The sequence below is a fragment of the Pseudomonas sp. GW821-FHT07F05 genome (genome assembly GCF_059418765.1).
This window is the reverse complement of sequence record NZ_JBWKQL010000002.1, coordinates 627,585-648,408: the sequence shown is the minus strand read 5'-3', so window position 1 is coordinate 648,408 and position 20,824 is coordinate 627,585. Positions and strand designations below refer to the sequence as shown.

The 20,824-nt window shown below is 61.7% G+C and carries 17 protein-coding genes and 1 pseudogene; 10 read left to right on the top strand and 8 right to left on the bottom strand.

The window, feature by feature from the left end:
- Window positions 1-150 precede the first annotated feature (150 nt).
- The 5 genes and pseudogenes from umuC (at window position 151) to AC07RO_RS06980 (ending at window position 4,566) form a co-directional block, all read left to right on the top strand.
- Entirely contained in the window at window positions 151-1,431 is a 1,281-nt protein-coding gene (gene umuC / locus AC07RO_RS07000; protein ID WP_495085758.1) for a translesion error-prone DNA polymerase V subunit UmuC, read from the top strand.
- Between the two features lie 288 nt (window positions 1,432-1,719).
- A pseudogene (locus AC07RO_RS06995) lies at window positions 1,720-2,793 on the top strand (methyl-accepting chemotaxis protein); the annotation flags it as partial.
- Complete coding sequence (locus AC07RO_RS06990) at window positions 2,776-3,648, top strand: methyl-accepting chemotaxis protein (RefSeq protein WP_442969456.1); 873 nt, start codon at window positions 2,776-2,778, stop codon at window positions 3,646-3,648. The pseudogene AC07RO_RS06995 and the gene AC07RO_RS06990, both read left to right, overlap by 18 nt.
- 330 nt (window positions 3,649-3,978) lie before the next feature.
- On the top strand, window positions 3,979-4,200 hold the full coding sequence (locus tag AC07RO_RS06985) for a hypothetical protein (RefSeq protein WP_346629881.1): 222 nt from the start codon (window positions 3,979-3,981) through the stop codon (window positions 4,198-4,200).
- 147 nt (window positions 4,201-4,347) lie between these two features.
- Complete coding sequence (locus tag AC07RO_RS06980; RefSeq protein WP_192171939.1) at window positions 4,348-4,566, top strand: hypothetical protein; 219 nt, start codon at window positions 4,348-4,350, stop codon at window positions 4,564-4,566.
- 59 nt (window positions 4,567-4,625) lie between these two features.
- On the opposite strand, the gene pseH is transcribed toward AC07RO_RS06980, so the two are convergent.
- Window positions 4,626-5,180 (bottom strand): UDP-4-amino-4,6-dideoxy-N-acetyl-beta-L-altrosamine N-acetyltransferase, encoded by a 555-nt coding sequence (gene pseH, locus AC07RO_RS06975; RefSeq protein ID WP_495085647.1) that lies wholly within the window; start codon window positions 5,178-5,180, stop codon window positions 4,626-4,628.
- Window positions 5,181-5,348: 168 nt separating this feature from the next.
- Here pseH and AC07RO_RS06970 point away from each other — a divergent pair, with 168 nt between their 5' ends.
- Together AC07RO_RS06970 and AC07RO_RS06965 are read left to right on the top strand one after the other, a co-directional pair.
- Window positions 5,349-5,681 (top strand): ElaB/YgaM/YqjD family protein, encoded by a 333-nt coding sequence (locus AC07RO_RS06970; protein WP_192171937.1) that lies wholly within the window; start codon window positions 5,349-5,351, stop codon window positions 5,679-5,681.
- Between the two features lie 121 nt (window positions 5,682-5,802).
- Window positions 5,803-6,090 carry a DUF2934 domain-containing protein gene (locus AC07RO_RS06965; RefSeq protein ID WP_282369950.1) on the top strand — a complete coding sequence of 96 codons (288 nt, stop codon included), beginning with the start codon at window positions 5,803-5,805 and terminating at the stop codon, window positions 6,088-6,090.
- Window positions 6,091-6,164: 74 nt separating this feature from the next.
- Here the strand turns inward: AC07RO_RS06965 and AC07RO_RS06960 are convergent, their stop codons facing one another.
- Together AC07RO_RS06960 and mltA are read right to left on the bottom strand one after the other, a co-directional pair.
- Entirely contained in the window at window positions 6,165-7,376 is a 1,212-nt protein-coding gene (locus AC07RO_RS06960) for an MFS transporter (protein ID WP_282369948.1), read from the bottom strand.
- Between the two features lie 119 nt (window positions 7,377-7,495).
- Window positions 7,496-8,653 carry a murein transglycosylase A gene (gene mltA / locus AC07RO_RS06955; protein WP_282369987.1) on the bottom strand — a complete coding sequence of 386 codons (1,158 nt, stop codon included), beginning with the start codon at window positions 8,651-8,653 and terminating at the stop codon, window positions 7,496-7,498.
- 289 nt (window positions 8,654-8,942) lie between these two features.
- Between mltA and AC07RO_RS06950 the strand changes: the two genes are divergently transcribed.
- Window positions 8,943-9,629, top strand: a complete 687-nt coding sequence (locus AC07RO_RS06950; protein ID WP_282369985.1) for a hypothetical protein — start codon at window positions 8,943-8,945, stop codon at window positions 9,627-9,629.
- Window positions 9,630-9,748: 119 nt separating this feature from the next.
- Complete coding sequence (locus AC07RO_RS06945) at window positions 9,749-11,743, top strand: methyl-accepting chemotaxis protein (protein WP_192171935.1); 1,995 nt, start codon at window positions 9,749-9,751, stop codon at window positions 11,741-11,743.
- Between the two features lie 69 nt (window positions 11,744-11,812).
- Here the strand turns inward: AC07RO_RS06945 and AC07RO_RS06940 are convergent, their stop codons facing one another.
- The 5 genes from AC07RO_RS06940 to ppnN form a co-directional block, all read right to left on the bottom strand.
- A complete protein-coding gene (locus AC07RO_RS06940) occupies window positions 11,813-12,259 on the bottom strand; it encodes a CBS domain-containing protein (RefSeq protein WP_282369943.1) in 447 nt (148 codons plus the stop codon).
- Window positions 12,260-12,419: 160 nt separating this feature from the next.
- Window positions 12,420-12,875 carry a type III secretion system chaperone gene (locus AC07RO_RS06935; RefSeq protein ID WP_192171933.1) on the bottom strand — a complete coding sequence of 152 codons (456 nt, stop codon included), beginning with the start codon at window positions 12,873-12,875 and terminating at the stop codon, window positions 12,420-12,422.
- Window positions 12,876-12,931: 56 nt separating this feature from the next.
- The gene (locus tag AC07RO_RS06930) at window positions 12,932-17,371 is read right to left on the bottom strand and encodes an AvrE-family type 3 secretion system effector (protein WP_495085646.1); all 4,440 of its coding nucleotides are present in this window, start codon (window positions 17,369-17,371) and stop codon (window positions 12,932-12,934) included.
- 452 nt (window positions 17,372-17,823) lie between these two features.
- Window positions 17,824-18,417, bottom strand: a complete 594-nt coding sequence (locus AC07RO_RS06925; RefSeq protein WP_495085645.1) for a GNAT family N-acetyltransferase — start codon at window positions 18,415-18,417, stop codon at window positions 17,824-17,826.
- Window positions 18,418-18,674: 257 nt separating this feature from the next.
- Window positions 18,675-20,048, bottom strand: a complete 1,374-nt coding sequence (ppnN, locus tag AC07RO_RS06920) for a nucleotide 5'-monophosphate nucleosidase PpnN (protein ID WP_495085644.1) — start codon at window positions 20,046-20,048, stop codon at window positions 18,675-18,677.
- A gap of 199 nt (window positions 20,049-20,247) precedes the next feature.
- Between ppnN and AC07RO_RS06915 the strand changes: the two genes are divergently transcribed.
- Entirely contained in the window at window positions 20,248-20,775 is a 528-nt protein-coding gene (locus AC07RO_RS06915) for a sterol desaturase family protein (RefSeq protein ID WP_495085757.1), read from the top strand.
- Window positions 20,776-20,824 lie beyond the last annotated feature (49 nt).

Sequence of the window (20,824 nt, the reverse complement as noted above, 5' to 3'; positions counted from 1 at the left end):
TATATGTACAGTTATTCACGGCAAGGCTTGCATCATGAGCGTCACCTTTCTTGGCCCATCGTCGGCCGGCGCCGAAAAGCTGCGTCTTTACTTCTTTCACGTACCGGCCGATCGGGTGATCTGGGGCGTGGTGATTCAGCGTTCGCGATCATGACAAAGCCTGAGCCCGTCTTTGCGCTGATCGACTGCAACAGCTTTTATGCGAGTTGCGAGCGCGTCTTTCGGCCTGACCTCGCCAAAACGCCCATCGTGGTGTTGTCGAATAACGACGGTTGCGTGATTGCCCGAAGCTATGACGCAAAGCCCTTCGTGAAGATGGGTGCGCCTTACTTTCAGATCAAGGACCAGTTGCGCCGAGACGGTGTGATCGCGTTCAGCAGCAATTACGCGCTGTATGGCGACATGAGCGAGCGGGTCATGAGCATCATCGAATCAATGGTCCCCGCGCTGGAGGTCTACAGCATCGACGAGGCCTTCGCTGACCTGTCTGGCATCCCCGGCGACTTGACGGCGTTCGGCAGGCAGATTCGGGCGACCCTCTACAAGCGCACCGGCATTCCGGTGGGCGTGGGGATCGCTCGCACCAAAACACTGGCAAAACTCGCCAATCACACGGCAAAACGCTTGCTGGCGAAGACCGGCGGGGTGGTCGATATCTGCGATCCGTTCAACCGTGACTGGACGTTGCGTAACACGGACGTCGGCGAAGTGTGGGGCGTGGGCAAGCGCATGAAGGCCCATCTCGAAGTCATGGGGATCAAGACCGCGATGGATCTGGCGAAGGCCGATCCCTGGACGCTGCGGCAGAAATTCAGCGTTGTGATCGAGAAGACTGCGCGCGAGTTGTCCGGCACTCCATGCCTGGAGTTGGGGGAGGTCGATCCGCCGAAGCAGGAGATCTGCTGCAGCCGAATGTTTGGCAGCCGTTTGACAACTATCGAGCCCATCAGGGAAGCCGTCGCCACCTATACCCAGCGCGCCGCGGAAAAGCTCCGGGCACAGAACTCGTTGTGCAAAAAAATCCGGGTCAGTATCCGAACGGGGATGTTCAATCCTGAGGAGGCCAAATATGCCAACGGCGCTCTGGTCGAATTGCCGTACCCCACCAATGACGTGCGCTTGATGACGAAAGCGGCAACGGAAGCGGTCAACCGGTTATTCCGGGAAGGCTTCAAATACAGCAAGGCCGAAGTCCTTTTAATGGACCTGCGGCAGCCCGGCGAATTTACCGACGACCTGTTCGCCCATTCGCAACCCGTGGAAGCCGAGAAGGTGATGAACGTGCTGGATAAGATCAATGCCAAGTGGGGGCGTGGAACGCTGCGCGCGGCGAGTGTGCCGGCTGCCCCTGAGTGGGCCATGCGGCGGGATCTGATGAGTCAGAGCTTTACGACACAAATCGGTCAGCTGTGGATCGTGAGGTGCAATTAGGGTCATCGCTGTCAGAAACGAGCGTTGCACGTGGTTTCCCTTAATTCCACCGTGGCACCCGCTCCCGAATGGCGAAAATCAGCCATTCGAATGAGGTTGGGCGTGCCCTTCAACCCTCCCGAACGCAGAGCCCGGGTTCTGAAGCCTGGCCGGGGCCGAGGGTGATCAACCACGATCGATAGAGAAATTCGAACTAAATCATCAGTTTTAACGATGATCCTTTTGATTAACTTTTTATATAAGGAGTCGATAACAGAGCATTACGAAAAAATCAAAGGTTAAAAGGCGATGAGATCCAACTGGTTGGATAATTTGAAAGTAAGCAAGAAGCTCGGCTTGGGCTTTGGTGCCATTCTGCTGGGCGTTCTGGTGGTTACCGGGATTGGGTATGGCAGCGCGAACCTGCTTATCCAGCGACTGGAGAAAGCAGCCAGGGTCGCTGAAGTGAAAGCCGATATGCTCGACGTTAAAGTGGCGTCGCAAACCTACGCGGCCAGCCCAAGTGCCGGCGCTGCGGAAGCGTATAGCGTTGCCCTTGCGTCATTGAACAGCACCATCGATAAAGGTTTGCAGATCCTGACCGTCGCCAAAAACGTGGACATGCTCAGGGGGATCGATAACCAGGCAGCAGAACTCAAGAAAACCTTCGATCAACTGGTCAGCAACAACCAGAAAATCGATGGGGCGATGAAACCGTTGATCAAGGTCTCGGATGAAGTAAGCGCGACCTTCGAGAGCCTGCTGCAGAAGACGTTGGACGATGCTTCAAACTCGCCAGACCAGGCCGGTATCGACCATGTGAAAATTGCAGGCGACCTGCGCAATGGTATGACCAACTTCCGTCTGGTATTCCGTCGTTACTTGAGCATTCCTACCGAAGACAATCGCCGGGCCACTTTTGCGACTGCCGACGCACTGGTTAGCCAGGTGGCTGAAGCCCGAAGCCAGTTACCCGCGCAGTCAACTGCAGCAGTTGACACCTCGCTTGTCGCGCTCCGGCAGTACAAGGAGAACATGGCGACGATCTCGCAGATGCTGCAACAAAATGACCAGATACGTGACGCGTTACAAAAGCTGACGACCGACACCGTAAAAAGTGTCGAGGACTTGATGGCCTCCCAGGTCGTTGCAGCAAACAATGAAAAGAGCAATGCGATCATCCAGTTGTTCAGTGTTGCGTTAGTGGTGCTGTTACTGGGTGTTCTCGCCGCAGCATTGATCACCCGCCAGATCACTCGTCCACTGAACGACAGCGTCATCGCTGCCCGTCGCATCGCCGATGGCGACCTGACCTACGACATTGGCACAGACCGGAAAGACGAACTGGGCCTGCTGCAAAACACCATGCAGCACATGACGTCTTCCTTGCGTGAACTGATTGGTGGCATCGGACAGGGCATTACCCAGATCGCAACCGCCGCCGAAGAGTTGTCGGCCGCGACCGAACAGACCAGCGCTGGCGTCACCCAGCAGAAACTGGAAGTGGACCAGGTGGCAACTGCCATGAATGAAATGGCTTCAACCGTGCAGGAAGTTGCACAAAACACCGAGGATGCGTCGCGTGCGGCCCGGCAAGCGACCGAGCGTGCGGCCCATGGCAGCACGGTCGTACAGCATGCAACCAAGGAAATCAGTCAGCTGTCTGGAGAGGTCGGGCAGTTGGGCGTGGCGATGCAGCGTCTGACCCATGACAGCGATAAGATCGGCAGCGTCATCGACGTGATCAAGGCCGTGGCGGAGCAGACCAATCTGCTCGCACTCAACGCCGCCATCGAAGCTGCACGCGCCGGCGAACAGGGTCGCGGCTTTGCAGTGGTGGCCGACGAGGTCCGGTCATTGGCCCAGCGGACACAGAGCTCGACCACTGAAATCGAAGCGCTGATCCAGGCCCTCCAGCACGGCACTGTGGAAGCGTCGAGCTTGATGGACGCCAGCATGCGGCGAACAGAGGGCACCGTCGAGCTGGCGCGGCAGGCCGAGCAAGCCCTCGTAGAGATTACGCGTTCCATTGGCACGATAGAGCAAATGAGCCAGCAAATTTCGGCTGCGGCCGAGGAGCAGAGCGCGGTGACCGACGAAATCAATCGCAGCGTGATCAGTGTTCGTGACGTCGCTGACCAGTCTGCTACCGCGACGGAGCAGAGTGCTGCCTCGACATTGGAACTGGCACGCCTGGGCAATACGCTGCAGAACATGGTGGCTCGCTTCAAGGTGTGACGACCCCCACGGTGGGCTGCACAAAAGAAACCGCTTCGGCGGTTTTTTTGTTCGTCGCATTCAGTGCGTTGCTCAGTGTACAGGCCTGTTGAAGAGTCATTTCGAGCGACAGGCTGGGCCGAAGGCTGGGCAAAGAGGGGAGCCGGCGAACAGACTGGCTCCGGGGGCAGATCTCGAAATGTGCCTGTGGAGGCCGGCCTGATCGCGATGACCGGCAGATCAGTTTCCATCGGCTTCACGCGCCATTCATCTTCCACCGGGCACTAATCCTTCCTGATGCACCTCTGTCCTGTAAGCGCAGATTTCCTGCGACTCGTACTGGAGGTCATCATGGGTATCGAAGACAACGGGCCAGATAACGCATATCAGGGCCCAGCGGAGCCGGGTAGCGAAGAAGAGGTCTATCCCGACGCAAGTGCCGACTCGGCTGAAGGCATCGACAACGAAGAGGATGCCGCCATCGCAGCCCGGAACAAGGGGCTGGACGAGATGGAGATTACCGACAATCCGCCTGTCGACGAGGACGAAGAGCCCTCTCCCGGTAACAGCTAGCGGCCGATGTCACACCAAACCCCACCCAGCGTGGGGTTTTTCTTACAACACGACGAATGTGTTACACAAACGAGCCACTCGTCGGAACGCGAGCACTAACAAGGGGTTGGGCACTCCATTCATTAATCAAAAAATAAGGTGCCCCGGATGAGACCTCAGACCAACGATATTCCTAACGCACTCGACCTGATCAGCGAGCTGGATCAGGCAACTGAGCAGATGATGTCTATCCCCGTCGAGCACATCGGCGGCATGCAATGGGAAGAGGCTTTCGTGCGGCAGCAGAGCGCTTTCAGAAAATGGCGCGACTATTTGTACTGCAAAGCCGATGAACGCCCGGCGGTTCGCCTGCTTAACATCGCCTGATCTGCGAACAGCTCCACCCGCATCAAGCCAAGCATGAGCGCGCATTTCTGCACAATGCGCTAGCGACGTCCTGCAATCCGCTCCACCGCGGCTAGCACCTTGGGCCGCTGCGCCTGCCATTCACTTTTGGTGATACCCAGCAGCACGGCGTCGATACGCTTGCCATCGCGCACGATGTGTTCCCGCCGTACGCCCTCGATCACAAAGCCGAATTTCTGGTGCATCTTGATCACCGCCGGGTTGATCTCAAGCACTTCGCAATTGAGTTTTTCCAGTCCTGCAGCGCCGAACGCGTGGTCGAGCATCCACAACTCCACCTGACTGCCGAGCCCTTTGCCCTGCAGCGTGGTGTCGAGATAAAAGGCCCAGTCCGCTGTGCCGTGGGTGGTGTTGATGGCGCTCAGGGACACAACGCCAACGGGCGCAGCTTCCATCACGATGACGAAGACCTGCTGCCGGGCGCTGTCACGCAGCCCCTCAAGCCAGTTCAGATGCTCGGCCTCGCCGATTTCATGGTCCGTGTACATGAACTTGCGCACGTCTGGCTGGTTGCGCAGTTGCCGAACGCTGGCCTGTTGATCGGCGGGCAGTTCGAGGATCGGCACGACTTTCATTGAGTCCCTTTTAAATACGTCATACGGCTGTTGAATCCCGATTCAGGCTGCACCGCGAGCGGTGCATGATCAATTGCGGTGCGGCGAAAAGAGGTTTTTTCGAAGTCACTGGAACGAATCGATTGGCGCTTCAGTCAACCTTTCTCACACCCAGGAGGCAAAACTATTATGGCAAGCGATATCACCGAACAACTGCGTGACGATCTTTATCAGAAAACCCGTTCCGAGCTGAACACTTTTCTCGACGAGACCAATGCCTTGCTGGCGGCTGGGGATGCCTTGAATGAGGATCGCACCACCCAGGCCCGTGAGCGGCTGAAGGATTTTCTGGCCCGCGGCACCAGCGCAGTGACCGAGATCGAGATGGAAGCCCAACCTGCGTTGACCCGCGCGGTGGGCAATGCCAAATCCTACGTGACGACCCATCCCTGGGCCGCCGTCGGCGTGGCTGCAGGCCTTGGCCTGGTTGCCAGCCTGTTGCTCAAACGCAACAGGGATTGAGGAGGCCATCGTGGTTCGCCGCCGATTTCCGGTGGATCCGTTAAGTCCGACCAGCGGCCGGCTTGCGTTCGCCGGCCTTTGCACGCCCGTCATTTACCCTCGTTATCGGCTGGTACTATTCATGGCGGGTACCGTAGCGGAGGCTGGATTCGGCACCGCTCTGGCGCCGGCCAATGTCCTGCGCAAGCATCAATGGGGGATACGCATGAATGTCGACGAAGACACTGTTCGTCAGTTGGCCCAGTTGATCTGGGAGTCCGAAGGCAAGCCTGAAGGGCAGGAATCCCGTCACTGGGAAATGGCCACACGCCTGGCGGAGTCCGCTGCCATGGCGCCGGTTCGCACTTCAAGCAAGCACAAGGTCGATACGTTGTTCCCGTCGCCCGATGAGGCAGACCCCAACGTGTGACAGGTCTGGAGCTCGCCCGGACGCAGTGTCAGGGCAGAGCTCGGATCAACCGCGCAATCAAACAGCTCGCGGCATCAGACTGACCCGGAAGCCTGCCGGGCAACGCGGCGATCACCCTGCCGTGCATCCATCAGCGCCCAATACCACATGCCCAGACCGCCCAGCGTCAATGCCGCTGCCGCATAGCCCGTGGCCGGCAGGCCGTATCCCGCCGCAATCACGGCGCCACCCGCCAGCGGCCCAATGGCGTTGGCCATATTGAACGCGCTCTGCACCAGTGCGCCCGCGAGAGATTGCGCATGGGGCGCAACGTCCATCAGGCGGGTTTGCAGGATCGCCGCCAGGCCCACGCCGCAACCAATGAAAAACACCAGCGGAATGAGCAGCCACAGGTTATCGGTGGCCGAGGGATACAGCGCCAGCACCAGCGCGGTGAAGCCCAGCGAGACGCCAGCGGCGAGCATGGTGGCGCGGTCGGCGGCCCAGCCGCAGATCAGATTGCCCACCGTGGTACCCAGACCGAACACCGCCATTACCACCGGAATCATGAAGCTCGATGCATGGGTGACCTCGATCAGGGTGGCGGCCAGATAGGTGTACACGCAGAAGATCCCGCCGAAGCCGATCCCGGCGATGCCCAGGGTCAGCCACACCTGCCGCGAGCGCAGGGCGTTGAGTTCGCGCAACGGGCTGGCGTCTGCCTGGGCAGGGGACGCGGGGGCGAGGCAGCGGATCAGCACCGCCGTGATGGCAGCCAGCCCGGCAACAATGGCCATGCCCCAGCGCCAGCCGATGGTCTGGCCGATCCAGGTGGCGAACGGCACGCCGATGATGGTGGCGATGGTCAGCCCCATGAAAACGCGGGAGACGGCCTGGGCGCGGCGATTCTTCGGCACCAGGGACGCGGCCAGCAGCATGGCCACGCCGAAATACGCGCCATGGGGAAACCCGCTCAGAAAGCGGAAGAACACCAGCCACGGCAGCGAAGGCGCCACGGCACTCAGCCCATTGGCGATTCCGATGAAGGCAGCGAGGGCCACCAGTAGCGCCCGTCGCGGCAGGCGTACGCCGAGGACCATGATCACCGGTGAGCCAATCACCACGCCCAATGCATAGGCACTGATGGCGTGCCCGGCGAGCGGCTGGGTGACCTGGAAATCGCCGGCAATAAACGGCAGCAGGGTCATCGAGGCAAATTCGGTGGTGCCGATGGCAAACGCGCCCATGGCGAGGGCGAAGAGCAGCCAGCCCATGTTGAAGTCATGCGGGGTGTCGGAGGTATTCATGGGAGATCGAGAAGGGTTTCCGGGAAGAAGCATGCTGTGATGCCTGAAACCGATTTCAGTTCAACCCGCGATACACGCCGCCTGACGCGGGTGGCGTATCAGGCGGCGGTTCAGCTCGATCAGTCCTTGGGTTTGGCATCCGGCAGGGCCGCACCTTTAGGCCACAGCATCCAGATCTGGCCTTGCTGCTTCATATTGCCAGCCAGCTCGCCGGCCGCGTCGCCGGTGCCCCAGAACATATCGGCGCGGACTTCGCCGGCGATGGCGCCGCCGGTGTCCTGCGCCGCAACCGGGCGTACCAGCGGCGTGCCGTCGGGGCGGGTCGATGACAGCCACAACAGGCTGCCGAGGGGGATGACCTTGCGATCAATCGCCACGCTGTAGCCAGCGGTCAGCGGCACGTTCAGCGAGCCGCGCGGGCCTTCGGTGCTGTCCGGGCGCTGAGTGAAGAATACGTAGCTCGGGTTGCTGCCCAGCAGTTCATTCACGCGTTCGGGGTGCGCAATCGCCCAGTCGCGGATGCGGCCCATGGACACTTCGTCCTTGGTCAATTGCCCTTGCTCCACCAGCCAGCGGCCGATCGGCTTGTACGGGTAGCCGTTCTGATCGGCATAGGCGATGCGCAGCTGACGGCCGTTCTCCAGCTGAACCCGACCCGATCCCTGGATTTGCAGGAACTGCAGGTCGATGGGGTTTTCCAGCCAGGCCAGCACGGGGGCGTTGGCGCCTTTGTTGCCGATGGTGGCGGCGTCGTCGTAGGGACGCAGCACGCGGCCGTCAAGGCGCCCGCGCAGGCGCTTGCCCTTGAGCTCGGGATAGATGCTGTCGAGGTTGACGATGATCAGGTCATCGGGCACGCCATACACCGCCACCGGGTGTGCGTCGTTGCGCTGCTCGCTGCCTTTGTAGATGGGCTCGTAATAGCCGGTGATAAGGCCGTTGGCGCCGTGCTCGGAGGAACGCAGGCTGTAGACCTGCAGCTGGTTCTTGAGAAAGTCGCGCACCGCCGCAGGATTTTGTGGCACCTGGGCGGCGAGGGCGCACGTGCCACCCCAGACCGGGTCTTTGGCCAGACGCTTGCACGCCGAGAACCAGCTGTTGTAGCCCGCCATCAGGTCGGTGTCGTTCACCGCCGGCAGTTTGTCCCACTCGACGCTGACGTAGGTCGTCGCTTCGGAGGGCTTGGTCTTCGGCGCACCGCCGTCACAGGCGGCGAGCAGGGCGATCAGGGGAGCGAGGCAAAATACGAAACGGCGCCAGAGCAGGCTTGTGGTCATCACGCGGGGTGTTTCCTGAGAATCATGCGAAGGCGGCTAGCTTGGTGAAAGCGGACGGCGGCGTCAAATGGATGAGGGAATCATTTGCATGAAAGCTCACATGTCTGCCGAACCGCTTTAAACGCGGATTTGCCGCCGACATTGCACTTTTTTGCCTTCAGCCGTTCTGACCTTGGCCGGGACGCGCTGATGAACGCGGTGTCCCGTTCGTTGAAACCTGGGATTGATGCTCGCCGTGTTCACTGTTTTATCCGTTTGCCGTCACCTGCGCCCGCTGTTTGCCCTGTGCATGCTCGGGCTCTGCGCGGCGGGTTGTACGCGCCAGGACGGCCGGGATGTCGCCACGCAGTTCAGCGAGACCCGCCCCCAGGAGTTCTTCCAGACCAGCGTGGACCGCATGGCCACACTGGCCATGGCCGACAACCTCGACAGCCTCTATCTGCTGATGAACAAACTCTACCTGCGCAATCCCGGCGAGTGGCGCAAGTCCGGCTTCGTTGACGCCGCAAGTGCGGAGCGCAACGTGCGACAGGCCATCGAGCAACAGAAGCCGTTGCCGCAGTTGGGCACCCGGCGTGACCTCGCCGCGCTGAGCTACGCCCTGAGCCCGGAGTTTCTTGGCGACCGCGTCGGTGCGTTCATCTATGCCATCGGCAGCATGCTGGTCACGGCCCACGGCGGGCGCCTGGAATTTTTCATGACCGACCAGATCAACCCGACCTTCGTCAGCAACGCCGCGCGCAATATCGAGAAGGCCACCTGGCTGCTGAGCCAGCGACAGAACGCCAATGGCGAGCTGTTGCTGTTCTCCAACGAAATTTCGGAGGAGGGCAGCAACCTCAGTTTTGCCACTGAATTCGGCAAGATCGTGGCGCGCCTGGATCTGCTCACCCAGATGCTCGACGAGCGATATAGACGCATCGGTTTGAATTACGCCCAGAGCCTGCTGTTCCTGAACTTCCTCCCGGTGCAATGACGCCCCGCCGGGCCGGGGGAAAAACCTTTTTTTTGCGCCCCTCATCCTTGGCGACTTTCGGTCGATAGCCCATCAGGAGTATGCAAAACAATTACAAAATATTTGGCATGGGGACGACGATGTTTAAAACAGTGCAGGCGCGCTATACGGTCATATTTGTGGCCTTGATTGTGGTGATCGCGGTGATCACTGAACAGGGCATCGTTCACTTGGTCACGCCCAAGGTCCGCGCGACCCAGGAGCAGGTAGTCCTGAGCCAGGTTGATCAGATCGGCACGCGTATCCTGTCGGACTTGGCCCGCGTAGAGGCCCAGTCCCGGGCGATCACCCAGGCGGTGCCGCTGCTGGACAGCGATGGCATCGACAAGGTGCTGCCAGGCCTGGTTGATCAGTACGGCGATCAGAAAGTCTTTGGCGGCGGCGTCTGGCCGATGCCGGACAAGCGCACCCCGGGGCGCAACAAGCACAGCTCATTCTTCCACCGTGACGGCAGTGGCCAACTGGTGGTGAGCACCTTCTGGAACTCCGACCCTGCGCCCAACTACTGGGAACAGCCATGGCACCGCGCCGGGCAGAACGCACCCAAGGGCAAATGCGCCTGGGCCGCTGCCTACCAGGACGAAGCCAGCCCGCAGCCGCGCACCAACTGCGCCATGGGCATCTACAAGGATGGCGCGCTGTACGGCGTTTCGACCATCGACGTCACCCTGGGCTTCTTCAACGGCCTGATCCAGGAAAAGGAAAAAGACATTCAGGGTCAGGTGATGATCGTCGAGCGCGACGGCAAGATCCTGACCAACCAGAGCCGCATCCCCGGCGAAATCATCCTCAAGAACATTTCCGGCTTCAGCGGCCAGTCGATGTTCGCCAAGGCCATTCAGGAGGGTCTGGGCAAGATCTCCGGCGACGCTGTGTATTCCCAGGAATACATCGACCCGCAACTGGGTGATCTGACCTTCTTCCTGCGTCCGGTCGCGGGCACGCCGTGGGTCATCGCCACGTCGCTGCCGACCGCCATGCTCACCGCCAGCAGCACCGAAGTGCTGAAGACCCTGGGCTGGTTGCAGATCCCGCTGGTCATTCTGTTGCTGGTGGTGCTGGGCTTTGCCTTCCACCGTCTGCTGGCACGCGTGACCGTTCTGCGCACCAACATCGACGCGCTGTCTTCGGGTGAGGCTGACCTGACCCGCCGTATTCCGATCAAAGGCCAGGACGAGCTGGACGCTGTTGGCCATTCGGTCAACAAGTTCATCGCCTTCCAGCAAGCCATGATTGTCGAGGTGCGCAACGGCACCGAGCAGATCTCGGCCGGGCTGGTGCAGTTGCAGGATCAGTCGCGCAACATCAACCAGATCCTCAACCGTCACGCTTCGGAAACCGATCAGGCGGTGACCGCGATCAACGAGATGAGCGCCACCGCCGACAGCGTCGCCGAGAGCGCGACGCAGACGGCGAGCTTTACCCAATCGGCCAATGACGCAGCGCAGCGTTCCCGTGACGTCGTCGACGAAGCCTCGGTCAGCGTGCGGGCCTTGGTGGCGGAAGTCGAAGACGCGACGAAATACGTGCAGGAAATGCAGGTCGATGCCAAGCGCATCACCGATGTGCTCGGGGTTATCGGCGGCATCGCCCAGCAAACCAACCTGCTGGCCCTCAACGCGGCCATTGAAGCGGCGCGGGCAGGTGAGCAGGGCCGTGGCTTTGCGGTGGTGGCCGATGAGGTGCGGGCGCTGGCCGGTCGTACCCAGCAGAGCACGTCGGAGATCAACGAGATGCTCGCGCGGCTGGAGCAGGGCGTGAGCACTGCCGTGGGCGCGATGGAAAAAACCAAAGTCAGCTGCCAGTCCACCGCCGACCGCACGTCGCGGGTCAACGAAGGCCTGGATGGCATGGCTGGTTCCGTGCTGCGCATTCATGACCTGAGCGCGCACATTGCAACGGCGGCAGAGGAGCAGAGCGCGGTGACCGAGGAGATCAACCAGAACATGATCGCCATTCGGCACATGGTCGGTGAGCTGGTGGGCTGTGGTCAGCAGACCGACACCAGCGTTGACGCGCTGATGGCGTCCAACGAGCGACTGGTGGCGATGATCGATCGCTTCAAGGTTCGCTAACCGGCGATTCATTCACTCGCACAACACAAAGCCGGAGCCCTTAAAGCTCCGGCTTTTTCGTGTGGATGCTCAGTAGCTTTCGCCGCGAATGTATTCCTGCATTTTTTCGATCAGCCTGGCCTGCTCGGCGATGGCCGCCTTGACCAGGTCGCCGATGGACAGCAGACCGATCAGCCGGCCTTCGTCCACCACCGGCAAATGGCGCAGCCGGCGGTCGGTCATGATGTTCATGCAGTGCTCGACGGTGTGCTGCGAACCCACGGTCTGTACGTCGTGGGTCATGATCTCGCTGATCGGCGTGCCGGCCGAGGCGCGGCCCTTGAGCTCCATCTTGCGGGCGTAATCCCGCTCGCTGACGATGCCAACCACCTTGCCATCGCGCACCACCGGCACGGCGCCGATGTTCTTTTCGGCCATCAACTTGATCGCCTCGAGGACCATCTCCCCAGGCCCGACGGTGTGAACGTCAGCGTGATGCGGGTCTTTCAACTTCAGTAGTTCTGCTACGGTCGTCATGCTGGCCTCTCCGGCGCGTTTCTTGTGAGCACGGCCGGTCTGGCCGTGCATAGAGAATCGTCGAGAGATGGCATTCCGGCAAGTTTGAAAGCGCCATGCCCGGCCCTGAAAGCGTCACCGGCCCGGTTTCCCGACGCAGCATCGGCGCGCCGGCACGATGTCAGCCGATCCGCCGCGACAGGCCACCGTGTCCCTGGGCATGAGTCGGTGCCTTGGCCGGCGATGAAGGGCGCTGTTGCAGCAGGCCGGCAACGTCACGGGTCTGCAGGACGAACCCTTGCACCCAGTCCACGAAGGTCATCTCATCAAGGGCCTTGAGCGGCAGTTGTGTGCACAGGCGCACCGAGTGTTGTTCATCCAGCGCCAGCCAACAGCCGCTCATGGCGCCGCTGTCGAAGTTGAGCCTCATCAGCCGCTCGTACAGGCTCGGGTCGGGGCGCAGTGACAGTTTGCAATGCAGGATCGCGACGTCGCCGCCCGCCGGGATCTCGATGATGACCACCTCGCGGCCCTCGTCGAACAGCGCGCACACGCCGTTTTCGAGTTGCAACGCCGTGCCCAGTTGTTTGCCCAGTGCCTGAATGCAGGCGTCTGCTTGTGTCGTCGTGTTCATCATCTGCGGTGTCCTGTCCGGGGTTTCGATTGGATCAATGGAAAGTCATGGGCGTCGGCCTAGCGCGGCCGGAAGGCGCCGTTGCCGACCTGGCCCAGTTCAAGGGCGGGCTGCGAGTCGCCACGGTCGGCAATGTCGCCGTCGGCGGTGGCCTTTTTCGGGTTCGTCGGGTCCATGCCGTACTCGAAGGTGACTTCGCCCATCAGGCGTTCGATGCTCAGGGCGCTGCCGCTTTTGTAGCTGACGAACGGGAAGGGCGTGCCGAACGAGTCTTCCTTGGCTGCGGTCTTGAACACCGCGATGCTCTTGATGCGCAGATTGTTCTTGTCGCTGAGCATGTCCTTGAGCATCGCGTCGGTCAGGCTTCCGTCCAACGCGCCGGTTTCGATGCGTTCCTTGATGTCGTCGCGGACCTCAAGCTTGATTTCCGCGCGAGTGGTCCCCTTGGTGTCCTTCATCGCGTCGAGCAGGCCTTTGAACTGCGGGTCGGCGCTCATCATGTCGTGAATGCGCTGGGCGTTGCCTTCGTTGCAGTCGCGGCCGAGCATCTGTTTGACGCGGTCGATCTGCCGCTTGGACGGCGCGGCCTGATCCAGCCGGTTGACGTTGTTGTGCTTGACCACCATGTCCATCAGCGACATCAGGCTCGAGCCCTGGCCGGCAGCGGTGTTCTGCCGGTCGAGCTGGCGCAGGCTCTGGCGCGCGGCGTATTGCGCGTCGTTCTCGTCTGGCGTGGCCGTCAGGTATTTGCTCTTGAGGTCCTGCAGCACCTGCTCAGGATTCTTCCCTTCAGCCGACGGATTCTTGCTCATGCCGGGGAAGGCCTTCTCCAGTGTTTCGCCCAGGGTTTTGACGTCGGCGGTCTGCAGCGGCAGGGCGTTCTTGAAGCGCACGTCGTAGCTCTTGCCGGTCTTGTTGTCGAACGCCAGTGTCGCGCTGACCCCCAAGGGTGCACCGCCAGCCACGAACAGGTTGCTGGGGCGCGACGTAAAGACGGTGCTGAACATCCGCGCGTAGCCGGTCACCGAGCCTTTTTCGAGGAAACGCGCACGGTTGCTGCTGTAGATATCGGTGTGCAGGCCGTCGCTGCCATGGCCCTCGGTGCGTTCCCGTTCGGCGCTGAGCAGTGACACGGTTCCCAGCAGTCCGGCGCCGAAGCGCATGAAGCCGGCGACGGGCTCCGCATCGGTCTGGCCCTTGTTGGTACGGGATTCCAGGTTGACCCCCGCATCCAGGTCGAACGCGTGCTTGCCGGTGGTGCGCACTTCCTTCTCGACGCCACGATCCATCAATTCCATCGGTTTGAGGCCACCCTGGGTCGGGCGCTTGCTGCTGGCCAGCGGCGTCTGCATCAGGTCGGCCATGAAATCATCGATTTCGTCGTCACGGATGAAAAAGCTCAGCGCCGTGCTGTTGGCGTATTTGTACTTGGCGTCCAGGCTGCCGCCGAACCAGCCACCGTTGGACTGGATGTTGGCATGGCTGTCGCCCGGCGTGGTTTTGGTGTCACTTTTGCCGCCACCAAAACCGAAGCTTCCTGTGCCGCTGATGGCGCCTTCGCGGCTCATCGACACTTTCAGGCCGCGATCAAAGCGGGTAAAGGTCAGGCCGTAGGTGCGCTCCGGATCGATGTTGCCGCGAAAGCCGAGGAAGGCCGGTTCCGCCGGGCCTGCGACGCCGCCGGTGATACCGCCGCCGTAGTTGCGGTTCAGCTTGACGCTTTCCCGGGGTTCAAGATCGCGAAGCGCCTGGGTCAGGCTGCGCGTGACATCGGCGTTATTGGGGCCGGCAGGGGTTTGCAGTCCCTGCAATATGTTGCGCTTGAGCGGGTGGTTGTCCTTGCGCAAGTGCTTGAGCAGGTTCTTGGTGGCGTCGTAACTGGCTTCGAGGGACGCGTGGTCACGAAAGCCCGCGTCGGTGTAGCGTTTGACCGGGCTGCCTTCGTAGGTGTCGTTGTGCAGGGCGGCCAGCGCCGTGGCGATGGGGGCGAAATCCTTGGCGCCCGGTTTTTTCACTTCATCGGCGAACCCGTCGAGGGCGGTGCTGATGTCGTTGAGCACTTTGACGTCAAGGGCCAGGCGGGCGCGCAGCAGCGCCTGCTTATCGCCCTGGGTGCGGGAGCCATCCAGCGGTTTCTCCGTGTTGCGACGCTCCAGGGTGAAATGCGCATTCTCCAGCGAGTCGAGCAACTGCCCCAGCTCATGGGCGTTGTCGATGCCGCTGTGGCGCAGGACGCCGGCCACTTGCGGCAGCATGTCGTTGGTACGCGGCTTGCCCCGAAAGGCCGGATTGGCGGCACCGTTCTTGAGCAAGGCGCCCTCGTCCTGAGCCAGTTCACGAAGGGTTTTCTGCAGGTCTTCGGTGACGCTGGTCTGGAACCAGTTGAACAGCTCTGCCAACTCGCCCGATTCAGGTGACGTCAGGCGGGGCGCCAGGTCATCAATGCGCTGTGCCATTGGCCGCCCCGGAGCCCCGGTCGCCGCCGTCGCGCGGGTGTGGAGTTCGCGCAGCAGCGCGGTTTCTTCGGTGTAGATCGGCCTCAGGCCTTCGCGGCCTTTCCAGGCGTGCTGGAGGCTGTCGGCCGGCACTTTCGCCGCGCCGGTCAAGGACAGATGAGCCGTCAGGTAATTCTGCCTGAGGGTGGCGGGGGCATATTGCTTCACCTTCGTGCTCTCGACGTTGTTGCTGCCCATCACGTTGACGGTGAGTTTGGCCGAGCCTCTGCGCAGGGTTTCCGGCTCGGCCGCCGCCAGCCGATTGAAGGCCGCGTGGTCATTGCGTGGGGCCGCCGGGGCGGGTGTTGCGGCTTCCCACCCGGTCGCGGTTTTGACGAATTCTCCGGCGCTGGTGGTAGCCAGCAAACGTCCGTCGTGACTGGGGCGCAGGTCCTGAAGAACGGCCCCCGGCGGGGTGGTCGGGCCCTGAACCGCTTGCCAGGTCCGCTGAGGATTGAGCTTCCGAGCGTTGGCATCGTCGCCGCTCAGCCGGAACAGGGCGCCGCCGCGCAGGGCGAACCAATCCTTGCCGCCCGTGCTGATCGCCTGGATATCACCGGTGCCGGGTGGCTTGGGCAACTGCGCGCGTTCGCCGTTCTGGTCATGCAAACGCAGTTCACCGTCGCTCAGGGTCATGAAATTCTGATCGTTCTGTACCGCCAGTTTGTCGGCGACCAGATGCTCGGCGCCGCGCAGGGCGGTGCCCTTGGCTTCGGTCCCGCGACCCTGCAGGGCGAGATCGGCGCCGCGACCCATGTCATGGGCGGCGGCCTGGGGCACCACTTTCAACTGTTTGAGCTTGCCGTCCTTGTCGATGATGTAAGCGAAGCCGTCCTGACCTGCCTGCAGGGCTTTGATGTCCTTTTCGGTGGTCTTCTTCCATTCTTCGGTGCGCGGGTCCTGGACCAGCAGCGTGTTGTCGTGGCTGGCGATTTTGCCGCGTGGCAGCTGGATTTGCGCGGCGGCGTCAGGTGTCAGGACCGGCAAGCCTTGCTGACGGTCCATGACCAGCGGCGCCATGGACCAGCCGGGGACGAAGTCCTGTCTTTTGTCATCCCATGCGGCGCTGTGCTCCAGGCCTTGCTGATCCTTGACTCGGGCGTGCAGGACATTTTTATCGTCGTGGAAGAAGTCGCTGACGGTGTGATTGCCGAAGGCGGCCAGCAGGGCGGGTGAGGGTGGCGCTGGCTGCAGCGTGAGCTCGCCCGTGACGAACATCGTTTTCTTGCGATCATCTACCGCCGGCATCGTCGCCTGCAGCAGTTTGCCCGACGCCGTCGTCGCCAGCAGGCGCTGCCCCGCGATGGCCACCGATTTGGGTTTCAGGGCTTCGTCGTTGTCCGTGCCGGTGGGCGTGATCAAGTGGTGCACATCGTGCACGCCCGCGCCCAGGGCATTGCGCTGCACCAGCAAGTGCTGGCCTTGAGTGTCTTCGCTGAGCGCCATCAGTTGACCGTCCGGCGAGCGCCCCAGTGCTGTGACCTTGTGATCGAAATTCAACGGGGTATTCAGATCATTCAGCGAATACACCCGGCCTTCGCCGTTGAGCCCGAACAGGTTGCCAGCGCCGATGTTGTGCAGGGTTTTCAGCGTTGCGCCTTGGGTGTTTTCCTGCCACTGGCCCCCTTGCAACGCGTACAGCTTATTTTCGTGAATGCGCCAGGCGGTGTTGTTCGCGTCTTTGTGCACGCCGGTGATCTGCGCGCGATGGGCATCGGTGGGCATCGCCACATCGAAGGCGTTGTTGGCGCGTTTTTCACTGCTTTTGAACAGGGAAATGGCCGCATCACTGGCATGGGCGTGGAGCAGCCGGTTCTGGGTGTCGACCAGCAGGTATTCGGTTTTCTCTGCACTCTGATTGAGCTCCGCCAAGCCCTGATAACGCTGGTCGTGCTTGCTCAGAATGCCTTCGAGCAGGCGCTCGGTGCGGTTGGGCTGGCCGGAGCCGCCAAAAGTCAGTTGCTGATTGTGCAACGCCATGCTCAGCCGGGGTGTCATCGCCATGGCGGGTAGCTGGGTTGTCGCAGGACCGGTTGGAGCGGTTGGCGCCGGACCGGTGGGCGGCACCGGCGCGTTCGCCTGTGGCGCGGCTGATGCAGCGGCCGTAGCTGATGCCGCCGCCGCGTTGGGTGCGAGCGCAGTGTTAGTGGTGTTCCCGGCCCCGGAGGCGCGTGGGGTCGACGAGGCGTCTCCCTGTCGGGCCTTAAACAGACCGCCTGCGAAGTTACGGCTTTTCTGCAGCGTTGACCGGCTGGCAGTAGCCATTCGCGCCATGACATTTTTGCGCTGAGCGGGTCCAGTTGCTGATGCCGAGGGTGTGGCGGGGACGCTTCCGACATTCGTGGCCTGGCCACGGAAAACTGAATTTAAAGCCATGCTGACGCCGTCCGTGCAAGTGAGTACTTTGCAGGGTGAGTGGCGTCAGGCAGGCAGGTGGTTCCCGATGTCCGGAAAGATCAGGCAGGTCCGTCAGAGGGCTTGCGCCGGGGGCGGGAGATCACCGATTCGATGTTCTTGCGTCCGATCAGCAACGGGCTTTTGGCTTTGCGTGAGGCCGGCATGTCCGCCAGCCATTTGTACATCACCAGACAGTCCACCAGCCCGAGCCGGGCATGGCGGTAAGCGCGGGGCAGACGGCCGACGATCTCAAAACCGAGTTTCTGCCAGAGCGCGACGGCGACGTCGTTGGTGGCGACCACGGAGTTGAACTGCATGGCCGAGAAGCCGCTGTCCAGCGCCAGTTGCTGGGAGTGCTCGCACATCAGGCGCGCGACGCCACGACCCCGCGCGGCCGGGGTGACCATGTAGCCGCAGTTGCTGACATGGCTGCCAGGGCCGGCAGCGTTGGCCTTGAGGTAATAGCTGCCCAGCAATATGCCGTCTTCTTCGGCGATCAGCGTGTGCAGCGGGTATTCCAGCCACAGGTGCCGGGCTTGCTCGACGCTCAGGTCGGGGGCGTAGGCGTAGGTTTCCTGCGCCAGAACAACAGCCTGAAAGGTGGGCCAGAAGAGCGCGAAGTCTTCGGCGGTCATGGGGCGGATGTGGATCATGGATGGGTTCCGGAATTTCGGGGAGATGCAGGTGTGGAAATAAGTCTTCCAGGCACAACGGTGTTCTGCAGCGAACGAAATACCTGTGGGAGCGACCGGGGTGGCGCTCCACCTTGCTCGCGAAGGCGGCTACACAGCCGCCAGAGATGAGTTGGCTGAGCGGGCCTCTTCGCGAGCAAGCTCGCCCCCACAGGAACTGCGTTTATTCCAGACAGCGTGGCAGATCGCCGGATGTCAGAGAGCTCGCGTCAGCTGAGTCAGGACACCACTCGATAACACGGCACATACGCCGCGCCGCCCGGCAGTTTCATCCGGTGCTGCTCGACGAAGGCCTGCAACAGCTTGTCCAGCGGCTGCATCACTTCCGCGTCGCCGTGGATTTCGTACGGGCCGTGCTCCTCGATCAGGCGAATGCCCTTGTCCTTGACGTTGCCCGCCACGATCCCGGAAAACGCCCGGCGCAGGTTGGCCGCCAGTTCGTGGGGCGGCAGGTCGCGGCGCAGTTGCAGGCTGGCCATGTTGGCGTGGGTCGGGTCGAAGGGACGCTGGAAGCTCTCTTCGATCTTCAGCAGCCAGTTGAAGTGGAACGCATCGGCGCGGTCGCGGCGGAACTGGCGCACCGACGCAAGGCCCAGGGTCATCTGCCGCGCCACTTCAGACGGGTCGTCGATGATGATCTGGTAATGCTTGTGCGCGGCGTCGCCCAGTGTCGCGCCGACGAACGCGTGCAGCTGCTCCAGATACGGCGCCGTGCTTTTCGGGCCGGTGAGAATGACCGGGAACGGCAGGTCCTGGTTGTACGGGTGCATGAGGATGCCGAGCAGGTAGAGGAATTCCTCTGCCGTGCCTGCGCCACCCGGGAAAATGATGATGCCGTGGCCGACACGGACGAAGGCTTCCAGGCGCTTTTCGATGTCCGGCAGGATCACCAGCTCGTTGACGATCGGGTTCGGCGCCTCGGCCGCGATGATGCCTGGCTCGGTCAGGCCCAGGTAACGGCCGCCGGTGATGCGCTGCTTGGCGTGGGCAATGGTCGCGCCCTTCATCGGGCCTTTCATCACGCCGGGACCGCAGCCGGTGCAGATGTCCAGCTTGCGCAGGCCCAGCTCATGGCCGACTTTCTTGGTGTATTTGTATTCTTCGGTGTTGATCGAGTGGCCGCCCCAGCACACCACCATCTTCGGTTCGACGCCGGGGCGCAGGGTCCGGGCGTTGCGCAGCAGGTGGAAAACGTAATCGGTGATGCCCTGGGAGCTGCTCAGGTCGATGCGCTGGCTGTCGAGCTCGCTCTCGGTGTAGACGATGTCGCGCAGGGCGCTGAACAGCATTTCCCGGGTGCTGGCGATCATCTCGCCGTCGACGAAGGCGTCGGCCGGGGCGTTCAGCAGTTCGAGGCGCACGCCACGGTCCTGCTGGTGGATGCGCACTTCGAAGTCCTGGTAGGCCTCGAGGATGGTTTTGGCGTTATCGACATGGGCGCCGGTGTTGAGAATAGCCAGGGCGCACTGGCGGAACAGGGTGTAGATGCTGCCGGAGCCTGCGGCGCTGAGTTGCTGGACTTCACGTTGCGACAGTGTTTCCAGGCTGCCCTTGGGGCTGACCGAAGCGTTGATGACGTGTCTTGGAGCCATGCTTGATTCCTTGAAAGCGGTGCCGGCCGCCGCGAGGGGCAGGGCACGAATACAGTGAACGTCCGGGACGCTCACCCATGGGGCCATTTTTTACATCGGTTGGTCAGGAAAGCAAACGTTGTGAGCGCGAATCTGGAAATTTCCCGTGACCCCGGTATGCTGCACGTCGACGTCCAGACCCATCGGCCTTCCCGACGCTATGATCTTCAACTTAACGATTTTTCTCCTCACCCTTGCCGCCATGGAAGGGGTCGGCTTTCTCGCGCACAAGTACGTCATGCACGGCTGGGGCTGGTTCCTGCACAAGTCCCACCACGAAGAACAGCTCGGCGCCTTTGAAACCAACGACCTCTATCTGCTGGCCCTGGGCATGGTGGCGGTCGCGCTGATCGTTGCCGGCAACCACGGCCATGACCCGCTGCAATGGGTGGGCGCAGGCGTCGCGGCGTTCGGCCTGATCTACGTGCTGGTTCACGACGGCATGGTCCATCGCCATTGGCCGGCACGCCCACGGCCGCGCAGTCGCTACCTCAAACGCCTCTACCACGCGCACTTGATGCACCACGCGGTGAAAGGCCGACGCAACAGCGTGTCGTTCGGCTTTCTCTACGCGCCTTCGGCGGCCACCCTGAAAAAGCAGTTGCGCGAGCATCGCTCGGCCCCACGTGACGAGCGTCGTCGAGACATGACCGGCGCTGCCATGGGCACGGATCTGCAAAACGGTTGAACGGGGTTCACGCCGAACCTGTCAGTAATTTCACGTGGGTCACGCTGTT

Excerpts from the sequence above, each read along its gene's own strand:
- umuC (WP_495085758.1), top strand. The coding sequence starts at position 151 with ATGACAAAGCCTGAGCCCGTCTTTGCGCTGATCGACTGCAACAGCTTT.
- AC07RO_RS06990 (WP_442969456.1), top strand. The coding sequence starts at position 2,776 with ATGCAGCACATGACGTCTTCCTTGCGTGAACTGATTGGTGGCATCGGA.
- AC07RO_RS06985 (WP_346629881.1), top strand. The coding sequence starts at position 3,979 with ATGGGTATCGAAGACAACGGGCCAGATAACGCATATCAGGGCCCAGCG.
- AC07RO_RS06980 (WP_192171939.1), top strand. The coding sequence starts at position 4,348 with ATGAGACCTCAGACCAACGATATTCCTAACGCACTCGACCTGATCAGC.
- pseH (WP_495085647.1), bottom strand. The coding sequence starts at position 5,180 with ATGAAAGTCGTGCCGATCCTCGAACTGCCCGCCGATCAACAGGCCAGC.
- AC07RO_RS06970 (WP_192171937.1), top strand. The coding sequence starts at position 5,349 with ATGGCAAGCGATATCACCGAACAACTGCGTGACGATCTTTATCAGAAA.
- AC07RO_RS06965 (WP_282369950.1), top strand. The coding sequence starts at position 5,803 with ATGGCGGGTACCGTAGCGGAGGCTGGATTCGGCACCGCTCTGGCGCCG.
- AC07RO_RS06960 (WP_282369948.1), bottom strand. The coding sequence starts at position 7,376 with ATGAATACCTCCGACACCCCGCATGACTTCAACATGGGCTGGCTGCTC.
- mltA (WP_282369987.1), bottom strand. The coding sequence starts at position 8,653 with ATGACCACAAGCCTGCTCTGGCGCCGTTTCGTATTTTGCCTCGCTCCC.
- AC07RO_RS06950 (WP_282369985.1), top strand. The coding sequence starts at position 8,943 with ATGCTCGGGCTCTGCGCGGCGGGTTGTACGCGCCAGGACGGCCGGGAT.
- AC07RO_RS06945 (WP_192171935.1), top strand. The coding sequence starts at position 9,749 with ATGTTTAAAACAGTGCAGGCGCGCTATACGGTCATATTTGTGGCCTTG.
- AC07RO_RS06940 (WP_282369943.1), bottom strand. The coding sequence starts at position 12,259 with ATGACGACCGTAGCAGAACTACTGAAGTTGAAAGACCCGCATCACGCT.
- AC07RO_RS06935 (WP_192171933.1), bottom strand. The coding sequence starts at position 12,875 with ATGATGAACACGACGACACAAGCAGACGCCTGCATTCAGGCACTGGGC.
- AC07RO_RS06930 (WP_495085646.1), bottom strand. The coding sequence starts at position 17,371 with ATGGCGATGACACCCCGGCTGAGCATGGCGTTGCACAATCAGCAACTG.
- AC07RO_RS06925 (WP_495085645.1), bottom strand. The coding sequence starts at position 18,417 with ATGATCCACATCCGCCCCATGACCGCCGAAGACTTCGCGCTCTTCTGG.
- ppnN (WP_495085644.1), bottom strand. The coding sequence starts at position 20,048 with ATGGCTCCAAGACACGTCATCAACGCTTCGGTCAGCCCCAAGGGCAGC.
- AC07RO_RS06915 (WP_495085757.1), top strand. The coding sequence starts at position 20,248 with ATGATCTTCAACTTAACGATTTTTCTCCTCACCCTTGCCGCCATGGAA.